The 17,557-nt window shown below is 66.2% G+C and carries 11 protein-coding genes; 10 read left to right on the top strand and 1 reads right to left on the bottom strand.

The genetic code is table 11. The annotated features are described in order from the left end of the window. Positions 1–5: 5 nt before the first annotated feature. The 7 genes from E6O51_RS20195 to E6O51_RS20165 are packed head-to-tail and all read left to right on the top strand — an operon-like array spanning position 6 to position 9,417. Entirely contained in the window at positions 6–467 is a 462-nt protein-coding gene (locus tag E6O51_RS20195; protein WP_136386825.1) for a hypothetical protein, read from the top strand. Positions 468–484: 17 nt separating this feature from the next. Then, on the top strand, positions 485–2,788 hold the full coding sequence (locus E6O51_RS20190; protein WP_136386824.1) for a WD40/YVTN/BNR-like repeat-containing protein: 2,304 nt from the start codon (positions 485–487) through the stop codon (positions 2,786–2,788). An 8-nt stretch (positions 2,789–2,796) separates the two neighbouring features. Further along, a complete protein-coding gene (locus tag E6O51_RS20185; RefSeq protein ID WP_136386823.1) occupies positions 2,797–3,951 on the top strand; it encodes a hypothetical protein in 1,155 nt (384 codons plus the stop codon). After that, complete coding sequence (locus E6O51_RS20180; RefSeq protein ID WP_136386822.1) at positions 3,948–6,293, top strand: hypothetical protein; 2,346 nt, start codon at positions 3,948–3,950, stop codon at positions 6,291–6,293. The genes E6O51_RS20185 and E6O51_RS20180 overlap by 4 nt, the downstream gene beginning before the upstream one ends. A 13-nt stretch (positions 6,294–6,306) precedes the next feature. Beyond that, on the top strand, positions 6,307–6,747 hold the full coding sequence (locus E6O51_RS20175; RefSeq protein WP_136386821.1) for a hypothetical protein: 441 nt from the start codon (positions 6,307–6,309) through the stop codon (positions 6,745–6,747). 2 nt (positions 6,748–6,749) lie between these two features. Beyond that, positions 6,750–7,724, top strand: a complete 975-nt coding sequence (locus E6O51_RS20170; protein ID WP_136386820.1) for a hypothetical protein — start codon at positions 6,750–6,752, stop codon at positions 7,722–7,724. Between the two features lie 19 nt (positions 7,725–7,743). Beyond that, positions 7,744–9,417, top strand: coding sequence for a hypothetical protein (locus E6O51_RS20165; protein ID WP_136386819.1), 1,674 nt, complete (start codon positions 7,744–7,746; stop codon positions 9,415–9,417). Here the strand turns inward: E6O51_RS20165 and E6O51_RS20160 are convergent. Further along, positions 9,402–9,749: a hypothetical protein gene (locus E6O51_RS20160; RefSeq protein ID WP_136386818.1), complete on the bottom strand. Its 348-nt coding sequence runs from the start codon at positions 9,747–9,749 to the stop codon at positions 9,402–9,404. The two genes, E6O51_RS20165 and E6O51_RS20160, sit on opposite strands and share 16 nt — an antisense overlap. A 268-nt stretch (positions 9,750–10,017) precedes the next feature. On the opposite strand from E6O51_RS20160, the gene E6O51_RS22425 reads away from it, so the two are divergent. From E6O51_RS22425 to E6O51_RS20155, 3 genes are read left to right on the top strand one after another with little or no spacing between them, the layout of a single operon-like run. Beyond that, complete coding sequence (locus tag E6O51_RS22425; RefSeq protein WP_269140112.1) at positions 10,018–10,146, top strand: hypothetical protein; 129 nt, start codon at positions 10,018–10,020, stop codon at positions 10,144–10,146. Further along, positions 10,143–10,325: a hypothetical protein gene (locus E6O51_RS21960; protein ID WP_168735350.1), complete on the top strand. Its 183-nt coding sequence runs from the start codon at positions 10,143–10,145 to the stop codon at positions 10,323–10,325. Before E6O51_RS22425 ends, E6O51_RS21960 begins: the two co-directional genes overlap by 4 nt. Next, positions 10,258–17,487: a MuF-C-terminal domain-containing protein gene (locus E6O51_RS20155; RefSeq protein WP_136386817.1), complete on the top strand. Its 7,230-nt coding sequence runs from the start codon at positions 10,258–10,260 to the stop codon at positions 17,485–17,487. Before E6O51_RS21960 ends, E6O51_RS20155 begins: the two co-directional genes overlap by 68 nt. Positions 17,488–17,557 lie beyond the last annotated feature (70 nt).

The raw sequence follows: 17,557 nt of genomic DNA, 5'->3' as shown, positions 1-17,557 counted from the left end.
ACACCATGGCCGCATCCGATCTAATCCTCTACGCCGCCAACCTGGACGACATCCGTCTGAACGACCTGGTGGGCGCGACCCTGAAGATGACCCTGCACACGTCGAGCTATACGCCGGACGACGGCACCAGCGGTGACGCCGTGTATGCCGACATCGACAACGAGCTGACCACAGCGAACGGCTACACCGCGGGAGGGGCCACGCTCACCAACGTGGCTGTGACGGCGATCACGAACGGCTGGAAACTCACCAGCGACAACGTGCAGTGGAATGCCGACGGCGGCGCGATTCCGGCGTGGCGCTACGCCGTGCTGCGCGTGTCCGGTTCGCTGTGGGGGAAGACCGACCCGCTGATCGGCTACATCATTGCGGACGCCACGCCCGCCGACTCGCCGGCCACGGCCGACGGCAATCCGCTGCAACTCGAAGTGCCGTCGGGCGGATGGTTCGACGTGAAGCGGGTGTGATGCAGGTCTGACCGGCAATGCTCTGGACCCCGGAACTCCTCGACGCGCCGCCGCACTGCTGGCTGGATGCGGCCGACGAAAGCACGATCCTGCCGGAACTGACGCCTGGTCTTGGGCTGAGCAACACCGCCCAGTTTCGCGCCGCGGCATCTGACGATGCTGGCACGTGGATCGCCGGTGGACGGTATGGGGCGCTTTACCGGAGTACAGACGACGGCCTCACCTGGACGCAGATCGCAGAGACATTCGCGACTACCAATAACAGTTACTGCTTAGCGGTAGCATCGGACGGCGCCGGCACCTGGCTTGCAGGAGGAACACAGCAGCAACTCTTCCGCAGTGCCGATGACGGGGAGACCTGGAGCCCGGTTACGAGCGGATTCTCGACGGGCGGTATCCGTGCGGTTCAGACCGACCGCGCAGGCGTGTGGGTCATCGTTGGCGAAAGCGGTCAGATGTCCCGCAGCACCGACAATGGCGTCACGTTCACGACCGTCCCCAGCGGGTTTGACAGCAACCACATCTTCGCCCTGGACACCGACCGGGCCGGGGTGTGGTGTGCCGGAAATGCCGCTGGAGCGCTGCGTCGCAGCACCGATAACGGTGTGTCGTGGTCATCTGTCACGTCCGGGGTGTCACAATCCATCAATGCCATGGCGACGAATCGGGCTGGGGTGTGGGTGTTCGGCGGCAACACGAACACGAACTTCAGGCGCAGCACAAACAACGGGGCGTCTTGGTCGAATGTCACCAGCGCCCTCGCGTCGAACGACTGCTTCGGCATGGCGACCGACGGCGCGGGGAATTGGGTCGCCGGGAGCCTGGCTGGAACGACGTCGCGCAGCACTGACAACGGCGCATCGTGGAGCGCGGCCGGCACAATCTTCGCGGCGTTGCCCGTTTACTTGATTGCAGCCAGCGACGCCGGCACATGGATCGGCGGCACCTCGGCGGGGGCGCGTCTGGCGCGTAGCGCCGACGCTGGTGCGTCGTGGTCTCTACGATTGAGCGGGCTGGGCGAAGTTTGCCAATGGATCGATAGGAGCGGCAACAATCGGCACGCCATACAGCCTAACGGCGCCATGCTGCCGTTGCGGTTAACTGCGGATCAGGACGGCCGCGACGCGGTATGGTTTCCCGGCGACAGGAAACTGGTCATGCCGGCGCTGCCTGCCGATGCGTGCTCAATTTTCCTCGTATTCAATGGCAACGGCACCGCCTCCGATCTGCAGACCATCATGTCGAGTGGCACGGGCGGGGCCGGTTCGCCCGGCACAGGGCATTTCGCGCTGTATCAAACGAACTCGAACGGCCTCATCGCGTTCATAGTCGCGAGTTCGAGCGCGCAGGCCAATTCTGCAGTGGGGTGGCGTGGCCGGTACATGCAGGCCGCAGTGCTCGCCACGTACTCCGAAGGTGTGGCCTACAGCAACGGCGTGGCCGGAACGCCCGACACATCGTTCGCCGGCTGGACGGCGCTGGCTGATGTCACCATTGGCGGCGAGAACACGTCCACATCGCGTCAGTTTGCTGGCGGCATCGCAGAAATCGTCATTCTGGATTACGTCGCGGACGAAGCGACGCGGCAACGCATTGAGGGCTATCTCGCCCACAAATGGGACATCGCTTGGGCGCTTGAGAACACCCATCCTTACAAGACCATCGCGCCGCAGGAAGGCACCTCGATTGTGTCTGGCACGGGGCATATCGTCGTGACCGGATACCGCCCGGGTATGAGCACCGGCGTGGTGTCTCCGGGGGCGGGGCACATCGAAATCACGGGACACGCTCCGCAGGTACTGCAACCGCGCATCCTGCAGCCCGGAACCGGTCGGGCACTGTTCCGCGGACACTCCCCGGTCATCAATAATATTATCCGCCCCGAAACAAGTCACATACTGCTGACCGGCCACGCTACGGCCGTTCAGTACCCGGTCCGCGTTCGCCCCGATACGGGGCATATCATCGTGACCGGGCACGCTCCCGCTATCGTGGCCCCGCAGGCCGTGCATCCAGGCACCGGACACATCCTGCTGACCGGTCACCCCCCCACCATTCCGAACACCATCCGCCACAGCGCTGGACATCTCGTGCTGACCGGCCACGCACCCGGCAAGACGCAGCCGCTCACGCTGCGCCCCAGCGCCGGCCACGTCGTGTTCCGCGGCTATCGCCCCGCGGTGCATCACCCGTTCGCGTTGCTGCGAGCCAGCGTCTATGTGCGCGTGCCACGCGACGAAGCCACGGTGCGGATTTACCGCGATGAGGCGCTGGCGCGGGTGCAGAGCAAGAGCACGCATGTGCGCGTGCCGCCGACCTGAGAAAAAGCATGGCTGCTAAAACCGTCCGCTCCGGCCCGTTCCTCGGCATCGACACCCGCCGGCCCGACTATTCGCTGGGCGTGTCCGACGGCGGCCGGCACGCGGGAGACTACCTGCGCGATGCGGTCAATGTTGATCTGACCAACGTCGGCACGCTCCGCCGTAGATCGGGCAGGGGTACGCGCACCGTTGAGGCCGCAACGGGTTGTCGCAGCCTGTGGTCCGGCGACGGCGTGACCGCGTACTACGCGGACGGCGGCACGCTGTACCGGTTCCCAAGCGCTGCTGTGCGCGCCGGCCTCACGCCGGGGCTGTCCGTGTCGTACTGCCTCGGGCCGGACGGGGCGGTGTACTGGTCGGACGGCGAGATACTGGAGCGCATCCGCACGGTGTCAGAAACCATCGGCGTGACGACGCCTGCCGCGCCGACGGTCACCCCTTCGACGGGCGGTAGCCTGCCGGCGGGGCTATACATGGTCGCGGTCAGCGCCGTGAATGCTGCCGGAGAGGAATCCGGCCTGACCTGGCCGGTACAAGTGACCGTGCCGGCCAATGGCCTCATCACCGTTACCGGCCTGCCGGTCAGTGCCCGTGTCTATGTGTCCAGCACGAACGGCGATCTGCTCTTCCTGCACGGTAGCAGCGGCACGGTGGATGACCTCCCCGACACGGTGGGGCGGCAGCCTGCAACGTTGGGCCTGTGCCCCCTGCCTGCCGGACACATTGTGCGCTGGCACTCCGGCCGGCTGCTGGTTGCGCGCGACAACATCCTCTACTACTCGGAGCCCTTCGCGCCGGGCCTGCACAACCCAGCGCGCGGATACATCCCGTTCCCTGCGCGCATCAGCATCGTGGCGCCTTGCGAGGCAGGGGTCTATGTCGTGGCGGATCGCACCTACTGGCTACCTGGCGGAGACGTGGAGGCCGCGCCGCAGGTTTACCAGCCGCTGCCCTACGGCGCCATCGAAGGCACGCACCTCGATGATCCGCGCACAGGTGCCTTATGGTGGTGCTCGACGAAGGGCCTTGTCGCCGCCAGCAAGGATGGAGGAGCGAAGAACGTGCAGGAAGACCGAATGGAGTTGGCAATCGAGTCCGAGCGCGGTGCGGCCCTCTACCGTGCGCAGGACGGTATCCGGCAGTTGATCGTCACGCTGGCATGAGCTACCCCCCATATCCGAAGCTCTGGCACAACTCGTCCGCCGTTGGCGAAGCGCTGGTTCGTGCGCTGCAGCGTACCGGCGTGCCGTGGCTTTCCGCGCACACCGCGGATGGGGTCGAGGCCAATGTGATGGACCGGCTCGCAGAGGTGAAGTCCGGCCGACAGGACGCGCCGATCTACATGGAATCCGGCACGTTGTCTTGGACATTCCCCGGCCCGCTGAACCCGGATCGTGCGTACCCTGCAACGTGGCACTTTGGCGACATCCCATACAACAACCCGCCTGCCGACCCGCACACGATGGATGCGGCCCCGTGGCTGGGCGAGGTGTGCGGCATTCGCATGAACGGCGGATTAACCCGTCGGCACCCGAAGATGGGGGCAGAAACCGGTGCGCAGCGCGCACGCCGGCCGCTCACGGAGGGGATGGATTCGCTCGCCATCGGATACCCTCGCAGCGACGATCCAGTGGTTGACGCCGACAGACGGGACGCGGCCGAGGTCATGACGGTGATGAAGAAGCTGTGCGCGGGGTATTTCCCGGCCAGCCTCTGGACTGGGTTGATGCGCCGTTTCATCCAAGCCCAGTGGGGTGCCAGACAGGCCCGCAGCACATGGCCGTGGATCGTTGATATCGTCGGCACACAGCCGGTGCTGCTGTACTCGCAGCCGGGCGTCGAAACGCAGTGGCAGGCCGGATATTGGTCGCACAGGTCGCCAGGCATATTCCGCTCACCGGATCATCGCTACTGGCTGCTCGACATCCGGCAGCCGTCCGGCACCGCGTTCATGGTGGACGCGTATCCGGTGGTCGGGCAGGGTGCCGTGGGCCGTGCGCTGCACCGGGCTTACCGTACCATTACGGTGGCGGCGGTTGTGAGCGAGGACACGCGTCGGAAAATCGAGTCCTACATGTTCGCGCACAGCCGGATCGACCTGGCCGCCAAGGTCACCATTGGCACCTACGACCCGGAGCGCATCGGCGGTGCGCTGGCCTACGGCTGGAAGTTCAATCCTGATGGCTCCGAGGCCAAGGTCGTGCTGGTAGCGAAGGATGGCTGGCCCAGCGACAAGCACATCAAGTCCAGCGTTGTCACGCTGCAGTTCGGCTACTCCCCGGTTGCCGAGGAATCTCCGTCTCCGGCCTGGCTATCGGTCAGTGGATCGGCGACCGGCTACACGGAGTGGATGGACGGTTGGGGCTCGCACAACATCCTCGTGCCGGAGGATGAGACCGGTGGAGCGCTGACGCTGTACTCCGTGAGGGCCGAACAGTCAGGACTGCGCAGCATTCCGAACTTCAGCGATGCGCCGCTCTACGGGTATTACGTGGATGACGAATTCGAGTTGGTCACGATCAGCCGGTCGGACAGCGGGGCGACGGTTGGAAACCCGATCCGCGAGCAGTCGGACACCGGACTGATCTACAACAGCGGCTTCGACATGAATTTGTGGCAACGGTATTCATACGGCTACTACCTGGCCGATGCCGGATGGACCGCGGAACTCACTGAGGAATATCAAGGCTATTCGATGACGCTGGCGCACCGGGATACCGTGTTCGGAGGCCGGTCCCGCTACGGGGTTCATGCCTGGCATCGGCTCGACGTGTCGAATGTGTCTGGATACACGTGGAACGGCCCGGCTGTGATCGTCACGCAATATGTCGATTTTACCTATGAGAACCACACATCCGCCCCCGGCTATCAGGATCTGATTGATGCCGCCGCGCAGTTGCCGGGGGCGGGCGGCCTGTTCCCCCCCACGATCAATATCAGCGGCGGCTCTCGCGGAACCGGTGCATTCATATCGCACTCAGCGACCGGTTGGCGCTACGCCGGCTGGACGATGGCGATCCCGACCGGCGACGCGGAAGCCGTGTATCTCTCCGAGCGCGAATACTTGGACGAGATGACGGACTGGTCGCACCGCGTCGAGACGTACTACGGCTGGGTGACCCAGCACACCTACCGTGCCTATTCGTCCGACCACGGCGTTGACCAGCCCATCGGTGCGATTACGCCCTGGCGCCAGGTCAGCGAGAAAGTCCAGGGCTGGCAGCCGTCCGGCATGCCGGACCCAACGGTGGTGCTGGACGCCGAGCCCCGCGACCTGGACCCGGATATTCTGACTGACGTATGGACCTCGCAGGCTGAGGATGCGATAGGCGGTGCGCCGCTGGCCGAAATTTCCTACTCGGCGTTGTTCAACATCATGAAGACCGATCCCTACTACCACGCCGGCATTTCATTCTCCGGCAGCGTGGATGGACGCTACGTCGGGACCGGTCCGCTGAAAAATCCTGAGTCCGTCGTGGGCTCGCGTTTCGTTGGGTGGGCCTGACATGGATACATGGGTGCTCAACGTCGATACGGGAGGGCTCACGCGCTACACCGGATTCGACTTCAACAGCTTCGCTGTGATCGACGGGGTTGCCTACGGCGCCGACGATGAAGGCATCTGGCGCTTGGATGGCGACACGGATGACGGGGATCCCATCGCGTGGTCGATCCGGCTGGGGAAACAGGACTTCGGCACCACGGCCATGAAGTCCGTGACCAACGCCTACTTGGGCACGACATCGACCGGCAAGATCATGCTCAAGGTCATTGTCGGCGAGCAGGAATATACCTACGCGGCGCGCGGCTGGAGTGAGCAACTGCAGGCGCAGCGCGTGGATATTGGTCGTGGCATCCGGGCCAACTGGATGGATTTTGAAATCTACAGCGAGGACGGCGACGACGCGGAGTTGGCAACCGTCGAGTGGGTCGTCGTCCCGCTCAGCAGGAGGATTTGAGCATGGCTGCAGAGGATTTCGTCGCCGACATCATCGAGCAGGCGCTGACGACGGCCGCAGAGAAGGCGGCAGAATTCACGGACTTCGCTGAACAGGCCATCACGGCGTCCAGTGGGTCCGCGAGCATCAATTACACCCCCGTCGCATTCACACCGGATGACGTGGAGCCCAACGTCACGATCCCGGAGGAAGCCGCTGGGCTGGACATGGAACTGTACGACGAGGTGCGCAGCCAGATCGTGAGTGACCTGACGACGGCCTTCTCGGACTTCTTCTCCGAGTTTTTCCCGACTGGCGGGTCGCTCGCAGCGGCGCAATCTTGGCTGACGAATGCCATCACGAACGGCGGGACCGGCATCAAGCCGGAAATCGAAAACCAGATTTGGGACCGTGAGTGTGCGCGAACGCTGCGCGAGACGAACCGTTCTGGCGAAGAAATCATCGGCATCTTTGCCGCTCGCGGTTTCCCCCTTCCGTCGGGCGCTCTGCAACACCAGATCAGCCTGAACCAGCAGAACGCCCTGCAGCAAAACGCGGAATCCAGCCGTGCGCGCGCCATCGAGGCGGCACGGATGGAGGTAGAGAACGTGCGCTTCGCCGTAGCGCAGGCCATCGACTACATGACCAATGGCATCGCCGCAGCCGGCGACTACGTGCGCATCATCGCGCTAGGACCGCAGATCGCAGAGAAGCTGGCTACGTCATCGTCAGACGCTCAAGCGCGGCTGATTTCTGCTGCGAATGGGTTCTTCAACACCAGGGTACGGCTGCAGGAAATCGACTGGGACGTGATCAAGTTCAACGCGCTCCAGAAGGTGGATGTTGCCAAGGCGGATTTGCACGAGTTCAGCAACCGGCTCACTGCACGCACGCGCACACTTGGGGATGCCGCGCAAGCGGCCGGCAACCAAGCCGCGGCAGCCCTCAACGCGGTGCACGCCTCCGCCCAAGTGGCGGTGCAGAGCGAGACGAGCTGATTTTCAAAGGAGAAGGAACATGGCAACGAACGACGACGACCTCTTCAGACCCGATCCGCTGCGGCCTCGTGGCTTGGTGGCGCAGGCGCTTTCTCGGCCGCCGCAAGCTGGCGGTGGTTCGCTGATGGCGTCTTCCGGTATTACCCGTCCGCCCGGCGGGACGAGCCAGCCGGCCGGAACCGGCCTCGTCGCGCAGGCACTGAAGCGCTCACCGACCTTCGGCGAGACGATGAACCGCGTCAACGCGAATCGCTCCGGCGGGCTCTACGGTAGCGCCAACAGCGAACTGGGCAACGTGGCGCGCGGGCTCATGAGCACGCTGGGGGCGAGCAACACCATCCCGAACACGCAGCGGGCAGTGCTGGGTGCGCCGGGTGAGATTTCCGGGGCCTACCGGGCGGGCGGCCTTGGTGCGGCGGCAGGGCAGACCCTGCGCAGCGCGGCTGGCGTGCCGCTGGGTGCCGCGCGTGATGCATGGCGTGCTGCGTCCGGGGCGTCCAATGCGCTCACCGAGGCCACGCGGCCCGTGGCTGAAGGCATCTCCACTGCAGCGCGCACCGCATTCACCGGCAACCCTGAGCCGGTACGCCTGGGCGGGCAGCAGCCAACAGCCGAGCCGCCGACGAGCTTCATGAACCGCGATGTCGGCTTCGACGCACCGCAAGGTGGCGGCTTGGTTCGGCGCGCCCTGCAGGACAGCGGGGCGCTGAAGAACATGACTCCGCTCATCCAGGAATACGGACTGACGGGCGGTCCCCAGCGCAGTTTCATGCGCGAAGCCTTCGGTCCGACCATCGCCAACCAGGGCTTGACGGCCGGTGACCGGCTGGCCGGCCAGGGCTTCGCCGCCCGCGCGGTCTCCGGCGCGCCGGGCATCACCCGTCTGACCGGGGCGGACGGCCGCACGATCTACACCAACGACCAGGAAGATACGGCGGACTGGGTTGCGGGCGGCATGCGGCCTGGGGTGTCGACCGTGCCGAGCGGCGGCGGGCTGGTTGCACGCGCCTTTGCCGAGCGTGGTGGACTTCCTGGCGGCATCGACCTGAACCTCGCCAACCAGCGCATGGCCCGCGCGAACCAGATCAGGGGCGAGATGACGGCCATCCGAGACGGGATCACCTTCAACCAGGGCGGCGCCCTCTCGCGGCAGAAGACGGCCACGGAGATGTTCCGCGACATGCTCACCGGCCCGAGCCGTTCCGGCCGGCAGGTGGCCGCAGGGCTGATCCGCGGCCAGCAGGAGGATGCGCAGGCGACTGCGCGGCTCGGCCTGGACCGCGAGCGCCTCGGGATGGATCAGCAGCGCGCACTGAGCGAAGCCATCGCACGCGGCTTCCAGAATAACGCTGCGCAGCGAGTAGAAGCACTCCAGCAGCAGTACGATCAGGCCGCCCCGGCGGATCGTCCAGCCATCGCAGAGCAGATCCGTTTGTGGTCTGGACAGGCCAATCCGAACCGCTTCACCGTCGTCCCCGGCGGCCAGGAGTTCGACCAAGCCGCGAACACGATGCGGAACGTACCGGCGAGGGTGCTCAACAACCAGACCGGGCAGTTCGTGGAGCAGCCGGCGGCGGCTTCCACGCAAGTTCCAACGGCTGCAGTGGCTGCCCTCAAAGCAAATCCGCAGCGTGCGGCCGAGTTCGATAGGAAGTATGGGGCAGGGGCAGCCGCGCGCTATCTGGCAGGTTGAGCAGGCGGGTCGAACTGGTCGAAAAAGTTCGGCTCATCGTACAGCTTCACGCACGCCTGCCGAATCAACGCCGCCGCCCGGTTGCTCCGGGTGTCGGCGGCGAGCTTGGCCGTGCATTCGGCACCAGACTTGTGACTGAACCATCCCCGTCCGGAGCCCTGTGCGACTGCCTGGATACCGCCGGGGTTCTCCGCCAGGCAGACCTGCACGATGGCGTTGGCGGCTACGTCGTTGGCGGTGCCGGGTAGCTTGTCGAGAAGGCAGGTGCCGTAGTTCGCAGCCTGGACGACTACAGGCAAGGCCAGAAAGAAAGCGAGGATGGTTTTATGCATCCTCGCTTCATATCACCGCTGGACGGACGGCGCAAGCCTATCGGAACGGCCTTGCTGTGTTGCTGACGGGGGCATCGCGTCCAGTTTGATTTACCAGCGGGGAGGGGGACGGTGCCCTCCCGCTGCTACCGAACACATTCACAGGGGGAATCCACATGAACAAGGACGGACTTCAGCTTGAGGCGGGTTTGTCGCCATGGCTTCGGTTCTGCATCGGCCTGGCGATCCTCATGCTGGCGGCAACGCCGTTGCTTTGGGTGCTGCGCGAATGGTGATTGCGGCCATCAAAGACCTGCCGCCCTGGCGCTTCGTTCTGCTGTGGGTGTGGCTTGTGGTCATGGCCTTGACGCCGCTCGGCTGGATCGTTGGGCTGCTCTTGGCGTGGAAGGCGAAGTGAGCGCACTGGAACTGATCGACAAGTCGCCGCGCCTGTTGCGGCTGCTGTGGGGTGCGGTGATCGTGGCGATTGACGGCCAGCGCTGTACGTTTGAGCAGGAAGGAGTAGGGAATGGCGACGAATTTCTTCGATCAATTCGACGCAGAGGATGCCGCGCCAGCAGCTGGCAACTTCTTTGATCAGTTCGATGATGGCTTGGCTGGGACTGCCTCGCCCAAGCAGAACACCTCCCTTGCCGGCGACCTCGCCACCGACGTGAAGCGCGGTGCGCAGCAGTTGCCCGGCGCGCTGACGGGCCTCGCCGACATCCCGGTGGCGGCCATCACCGGCGAGCGCTACGTGAGCGAGGCGGCTGACGCCCTGGGCGAAGCGACCGGCTTCCAGCCCGGCAAGTGGGCCGAGGAGGCGCGCGCCGAGTACAGCCCGCAGCGCCAGGCAGGCACTGCCGAGATCGAACAGGCGTGGGACGAGGGCAGCGCGGCGGACGTGGCCGGCGCCTACCTGCGCAACCCCGGCAACGTGGCGGGGCTGGTGGCGGAATCCCTGCCGGGGATGGCGGCCGGCGGCTTTATCGGGCGCGGCGCGCTGACCGTGGGGCGCATGGCGGGGGCCGTCGCTCGCCCCGCTGCCGGCGCCGCGGGCGCTGCGCAGGCAGCCCGCCAGGCGGTTATTGCTGGCGCGGGCGGTGAAGGTGCCATCTCTGCCGGCCAGACCATGAGCCATATCGACGAGAGCGTCGATCCCCGGCGGGCCGCTGCAGCGGCGGCTGGTACCGGAGCGCTGACTGCTGGACTGGGATATGCCGGTGGCCGGCTGGCGCAGCGGCTGGGCGTGGTCGATCCTGAAACGGCGATTGCCGGCGGACTGGCGGCGGATCGCCCGCCGCAGGGGCTGGTCCGCCGGATGCTCGGCGGCGCGCTGAGCGAGGGCGCGTTCGAGGAACTGCCGCAGTCCGTGCAGGAGCAGATGTGGCAGAACTGGGCCGAAGGGCGCGACCTGATGGAAGGCGTGCCGCGTGCAGCGGTGGAAGGGGCGATTGCCGGCGGCGCGATGGGGGCGGGTGCGAACGTGCTGCCGGCACGCCGCTCGGATGCCGGCCAGCAGGAGCCCGCCGGGCTGACCATTGAGCCGGAGTTCGTGGATGAGCCCGCCGGCCTGCTGCCCGCCCCGGTGAGCACCGGCACGCCGAACGAACAGATCCTGCAGGCCGAGGTCGAGCGCGAGAACGAAGTGGCTGCGGCTGACGCGCGCGCTGCGGAGCTGTACCGTCAGCGCGCGGAGTTCGAGGCTGGCCGAGGCCAAGCCGCCCCTGAAGAGATGGTGCAGAGCCCTGCAACCAGGCGGCGGGACGTCGAAGCTGCGCTCCGCGAACAGGTCGAACCTCAAGTCATCCTCGACGAGAACGGCCGCCCGAAGAGCACGACCAGCCGGTACGAGATCGACCTGTTCCATGCGGAGATTGATGAACGCATGGCGAAGCAGCAGCGGAACATCGAGGCGGGCCGGCGTCTGCAGGCCGCGCGCAGGCCTTCCGAGCAGATGGGCATCAATCCTGCGGACGGCCCGATCTCAGCCGCGGCGGCGCTGGCGGTCGATGGCGGGGCGACGCAGCAGCTTGCCCAGCAGGTCGCCGCGCAGGAGCCGAATGCGGCGGCATCCGGTGGTGCTGATCGGATGGCGGCGAACACCCCCGTGGACCAAGCGGAATCCCGCGCCATTGCTGGATATTCTGGTGGTGGTCAATCGACCGAAGTCGCGCCCGAACCCGCCCGAAGCATCGAGCGCATGAGCATCCCGCTCGGCACGATGGAGGCGGCGCAGCGTGTGGCGGCGCGCAACCGCGAGCGCTCCGGCGGCGAGTGGGTGGCGATGCCCCATCCGCAGCGGGAGGGCCGGTTCGTGGCCGCCTTGGTGGCGCCCGAATCCAATCAGGGAGCAGCGCAACAGGCCCAGCCCACGCGGGCGATGCCGCTCACCGAAACCGGTGCTGCACGCGCCGCCGAACGCTGGTCGCGCGAGCGCGGCGAGCCCTATACCGTCGTTCCTCACCCGAAGGTGGCCGGCCGCTTCACTGCGGTTCCTGCCGCACAAATCCAAGGATCCCAAGATGGCGCAAGCCCTGACGACCGAACCGATGCCGCAGTGGCTACGCCGAGCGGTGCGCAAGCAGGCGCTGACCTGGACCGAGGCACAGGCGCTGCACCACAACAGCCTGATGTGCCCGCCGTGGGCCGAGTGGAATCCGCTTCCGCAGGACCTGTGGCCGGCGGCGCAGCGGTTGAATCTGCTGGAGCAGCGGACGGCGGGCGGGCGGCAGTAGCGCCGCCGGAAGCCGGCTCTCCGCTCGGCCAGGCGCTGCGCATCCTGCTCGATCGCACCGACGGCAACGGCTCTCCGGATGGTCTGACTGGACCGGAGAACGCGCAGGCGCGCGCCGAGATCGTGGCGGCGCTCACCGGGCAGCGCGTGGCGGAGATCGAGGCCGCGCCGAACTACAAGTTCCGCACCAGCGTGCCGCAGGTGGAGCGCCTGCTGTACGACGCTGCGGGGATTCCAGCCGGCAACCTGGCGGCCCGGCGTGCGCCGTTCCTTGACTGGCTCGATGCGCAGACCGGGCAGCAGGCGCCGGTGCAGTCCATCGAGTACGAAGAGGGCGAGACGGGAGGATTGCGCTTCTCGCGCGCCGGCCGAGCCGCTTTCACTCCCGACGCATACGACGCGCAGCAGTTCGCGCAGGCGGTGGATCGCATCGCAGCAGCAGAGACCGCGCCGCGTACTGATCTGACTGTGGGAGACACGCCTGCCGTGCTGCGCGCGCTGGGGGCGAAGGCGCTGCCGGTTCAGATGCCGTCGAGCGTGATCCACAAGGCCAGCCGGCCGGCGGTGCGCGAGCACGACGTGCCGGTTGAAGTGCTGCGCAATCTGCCGGCGTTGCTGGCTGACCCGGTGATGGTGTTCAACTCTCGTACCGAGCAAGGGGCGTTGGTTGCGCTGGTGGAAGCGCGCGATGCGAGCAGCCGCCCGGTTGTCGTGGCGATCCACATGGATGCGAAGGGCGGCGGCTTTCACCGCATCAACCGGATCGCCAGCATCTACGGCAAGGACAGGGTTGCCGACATCGAGAACTGGATGCGTGGCGATCTGCGCTACTACCAAACACAAAAAGCCCCTCAATGGCTTCGTGCAGTCGGGCTCCAATTGCCCGAGGCGAACACCATCAAGAGGCTCAACCCAAGCGTAATCACCGAGGCGGACGTTGTCAATGCCGCACCCGGCCTGCGCCGCTCGGTTGGTCCTGCGCCGACCCAGGCGTCGCCCATCACCCGCGCCACCCTGCGCGAGGCTATGGCGGCCCGCTTCCCGTCGCTGGCCGGCGCCGTGGATGCGATGCTCAAGCGTGGCGATGAAGGCAAGCGTGGCGGGCTGGTGATGATCGACAGCACCAATCCGCTGCGCATCGCGCAGGCGTATTCCCGCGCAACGGGGCGCTCGGCCATGGAGTCGGTGCAGTACTTCTCGGAAGGGGAGACTGTGCAGGGCTTCTACGATCCGAAGTCTGGCCTGACCTTCATGGTTGGTCCGAACTTGACCGCCGAGACCGTGCCGGCCGTGCTGCTGCACGAGACGACCCACGGCCAGCAGCGTGAGCGGATCGACGCGAAGGCGATGGATCTGATCGGCCGGCGCGACAAGCTCGCACGTCCGCTACGTGATTTCCTCTCGCGCGTGGCCGGCCGGATGATGGATGCCGGCGAGGCCAACAACCAGAGCGAGGCGGCGGCCTACATCGTGGAGCAGGCTGTACTGGAAGGCCGGCAGGCGGGTTTTAGCGCGGCAGACGGCAAACTGCTTAACTGGATCGACATGCGCCTGGGCAAGCCCGTGGGCGACATCGTGCGTGTGTGGGTGGCAATGATCCGCGCCTGGGGCATGCGGCACGGCTTCTACCCGCGCGACCTGACGGTGGATGATCTGGTGGCGTTCGCACGGGCTGGCGTGCGGCAGGCTGCGCGCGGGGATGTGCTGACGAAAGAGGATGACGACGGGCGGCAGGCGAGCCGGCCGGACCTGGCGGCCGTGACCGCCTCCGAAAACTTCAAGATGTGGTTCGCCGACTCGAAGATGAAGACGACGGAGGGCAAACCCATCGTCTTCATGCACGGCTCGCCCAACGAGTTCGAGGCGTTCGACAACGGCCGGCTGGGCCTGTCGTCCAACCACGCCACCGCGGGGATGGGTCACTTCTTCACCCGCGACAAGGGCGTGGCCGAGAAGTACGCCGATGGCGGACACCTCTACCGCGGCTGGCTGCGGATGGAAAACCCCTACGTGATGAAGCTCTCAGAGACGCAGGCGATTGAAGACCCGCAGTCTGCGGCGAAGCGCCGGGAAGCGCTCAAGCGCCAGGGGCGCGACGGCATCATCATGCTGGACGACGCCGGCAAGCCGTGGGCTTTCGTGGTGTTCGAGCCGTGGCAGTTCAAGAGCACGGACAACCGCGGGACGTTCGACGAGTTCGATGACCGGTTCCGGTTCTCGCGCGCCGGGCGTACCGCCTCTGCCATCTCCAACCAGGCGCAGCTCCTCTACGAGCGCGCCACCGGCCAGCAGCGTTCCAACCAGAACGACCCCTTCAGGGCCGAAAACACCCGACTGCGCGAACAGGACAGGACGCTGTGGAACAAGGCCAAGCAGCAGTTGCGCCGCTGGCTCTCGCCCGGCGGTCTGTTGCCCGATGCGGTGTTCGCGGAGAAGATCAAGCGCGACAGCGAGTTCCAGGCAGTGGAGTTTGATGTCCGGCATGCGGTCGGCGGACTCGAACGGGCGGTGAAGCAAGACTACGGCGTGCCGTTCGACAAGCTGACCGATGCGCAGCAGCGCGCCTTGTCCGAGGCGCTGGCGGGAAAGGTGCCGGCGGGGCTGCCGGAGGCGACCCGCGCCGCGGTGGTGGCGATGCGCCAGTACATCGACAGCCTGTCCGGCGAATACCTGCAGATCATCCAGAGCAGGATCGACGCGCTGATGCTGCAGGCGCAGTCGTCAGGTCGCGCCAATGATGCCGCGGCGGCGATCAATGAAATCGAGCTGTACGAGAAGATCAGGGGCAACATCGGTGCCTATGTGCATCGGTCCTACCAGGCGTTCGACGATCCGACGTGGTTCCGGAAGGTGCCGACATCCACACTCAACGCGGCGCGGCGCTACCTGCGCGACGGCTACATGGAGGACGGCAAGACGAGCGAGGCCGAAGCCCTGCGGCTGGCCGATGTGGCGCTGAACGAGATTCTGAAGAACGGCACGGCCTACGACTCGATGGAGAGCTTCATCGCCGAGGGCAAGCTGGGTGCCAAGGACTTGAGCGTGCTGACGCGCCGGAAGAACGTGCCGCCGGAGATTCGCGCGCTGCTCGGGGAATACACCGACTCCCGTTTGAACTTCACCAAGTCGGCCACGAAGATGGGTCGGCTGATCTGGAACCAGCGCTTCCTGGATCGGGTGAGGGAAATTGGCGTCGGAACCTTCCTGTTCGAGGGCCGAGACCGGCCGCCGGCCGCAACGACGCAGATTGCCGCGGAAGGCTCCGAGGTGTATGCGCCGCTCAACGGCCTATGGACCTTCCCGGAGGTGGCCCAGGCATTCAAGGACGCGCTGGCGAAGGAGAAGATGAGCGACCTCTACCGCTTCATCGTGCGGGCGAACGGGCTGGTGAAGTATGGCAAGACGGTGCTCTCCCCGACCACGGCGATGCGCAACTGGCAGTCGGCGATGTTCTTCGCGCTGGCGAACGGGCATTTCGACCTGAGCCAGATGAGGAAGAGCGTCGCAGCCTTCCGCGAGCAGGTGCGCCAGAACGCCAGCGGCGACGATCTGGCCTACCTACGCCACCTGAAGAAGCTGGGTGTGGTCTACGACACGCCCTACGCGGGCGAGATGATGCGCTACATCGAGGACGCCAAGGCCGACACCGGCGTCGACGCGGTGATGCGCCTCTTCGGGGCGAGCGAGGGAGCGATTGCGAAGGGTCTGCGCGGGATGAGGCAGGTCAACCAGATCGCCCAGGGCTTCTATAGTTTCGGCGACGATTTCTGGAAAGTCATCGGCTTCGAGAACGAGAAGGCGAACCTGATGAAGGCCGGCATGAGCCTGGCCGAGGCCGAGCGTGAGGCGGCGCAGCGCATCCGCAACACCTACCCGACCTATTCGATGGTGGGGGCTGGCGTGCGGTGGCTCTCGCGCTTCCCGCTGATGGGAACCTTCGTGTCCTTCCCGGCCGAGATCGTGCGCACCACGGCGAACATGCTGCGCATCACCGCCGCCGATCTGAAGAGCGACAACCCGGCAATCCGTGCGATGGGAATGAAGCGGGCCGTGGGCATGGCGATGGTGTCGGGCATGTTCTACGGCCTGGCCGCGCTGACCAAAGCGATGGCGGGCGTGGATGACGACGAGGAAGAGGCGCTGCGCGATCTGGCGCCGGAGTGGCAGAAGAACTCCACCTTCCTCTTTGCCGGCCGCGACGAGAAGGGGAACCTGCGCTACTTCGATCTGAGCTTCCTCGACCCTTACGGATACTGGAAGCGGCCGATCACAGCGATGTTGCGCGACCAGCCGTGGGAGGATGCGGCAGCCAGCGCCGTGAAGGACATGCTGACGCCGTTCTTCGGCGCCGACATCGCAACGAGTGCGATCTTCCAGGTGCTGGCGAACAAGAAGGAGACGGGCGGGAAGGTGTATCAGGAGAACGCCGCTGCGTTCGACCAGGCGGGCGATATCGCCAACCATCTGCGCAAGGCGCTGCAGCCTGGATTCGTGGGGAACGTCGAGCGGCTGACGCTCGCAGCACAGGGCGTGCGGCGGGAGGGCAGCGGGCAGCCCTACGACATGGAAGATGAGATGGTGGCGCTGCTGGGCTGGCGGGCTTCCACGATGGACCCGAAGACGGCGCTCTACTACCGCTCGTTCGAGTTCAACGACGCGATGACGGAAGCCAGGCAGGTGCTGACGCGCACGCTGCGCAGCGTCAATGCGGTGTCGCCCGAGGACATCCGGGAGGCGCGGACGACGGCCCAGCGCCGGCAGGAGGATGCTTTCACCGAGATGCACCGGCTGGTGCAGGCGGCGAGGGCGGCCGGGATGAATCCGTTCCAGATTCGGCAGGTACTGCAGCAGTCTGGGATTTCGCGGGCGAACGCCGCGGCGCTGATGCGCGGGACGCCGCCGCCACTAGTGATCGGCGCTCAGGCCGCGGGCAGGGCAGTGCAGCAGGCGAGGGTGATGGAGGGGCCGGAGTTTGCGCAGGAGGTGGCGAAGCGGTTCAGGGCGGCGGCGACGGCGCAGTGAGGAAGGCCCGCCGCGGCAGGATGCGCGGCGGGCCAGGCGTCACCCGCGCAGAAGGCGGGCGAGGCGGTAG

This window comes from Pseudothauera rhizosphaerae, from assembly GCF_004801305.1.
Classification (GTDB): domain Bacteria; phylum Pseudomonadota; class Gammaproteobacteria; order Burkholderiales; family Rhodocyclaceae; genus Pseudothauera; species Pseudothauera rhizosphaerae.
The sequence above is the reverse complement of the archived record's forward strand: the minus strand, read 5'-3'. Positions and strand labels throughout refer to the sequence as shown.

Bases quoted from the DNA above. Each gene is read 5' to 3' on its own strand.
- E6O51_RS20180 (WP_136386822.1), top strand. From the start codon at position 3,948: ATGAGCTACCCCCCATATCCGAAGCTCTGGCACAACTCGTCCGCCGTT.
- E6O51_RS20160 (WP_136386818.1), bottom strand. From the start codon at position 9,749: ATGCATAAAACCATCCTCGCTTTCTTTCTGGCCTTGCCTGTAGTCGTC.
- E6O51_RS20195 (WP_136386825.1), top strand. From the start codon at position 6: ATGGCCGCATCCGATCTAATCCTCTACGCCGCCAACCTGGACGACATC.
- E6O51_RS20155 (WP_136386817.1), top strand. From the start codon at position 10,258: ATGGCGACGAATTTCTTCGATCAATTCGACGCAGAGGATGCCGCGCCA.
- E6O51_RS20185 (WP_136386823.1), top strand. From the start codon at position 2,797: ATGGCTGCTAAAACCGTCCGCTCCGGCCCGTTCCTCGGCATCGACACC.
- E6O51_RS20170 (WP_136386820.1), top strand. From the start codon at position 6,750: ATGGCTGCAGAGGATTTCGTCGCCGACATCATCGAGCAGGCGCTGACG.
- E6O51_RS22425 (WP_269140112.1), top strand. From the start codon at position 10,018: ATGGTGATTGCGGCCATCAAAGACCTGCCGCCCTGGCGCTTCGTTCTG.
- E6O51_RS20190 (WP_136386824.1), top strand. From the start codon at position 485: ATGCTCTGGACCCCGGAACTCCTCGACGCGCCGCCGCACTGCTGGCTG.
- E6O51_RS20165 (WP_136386819.1), top strand. From the start codon at position 7,744: ATGGCAACGAACGACGACGACCTCTTCAGACCCGATCCGCTGCGGCCT.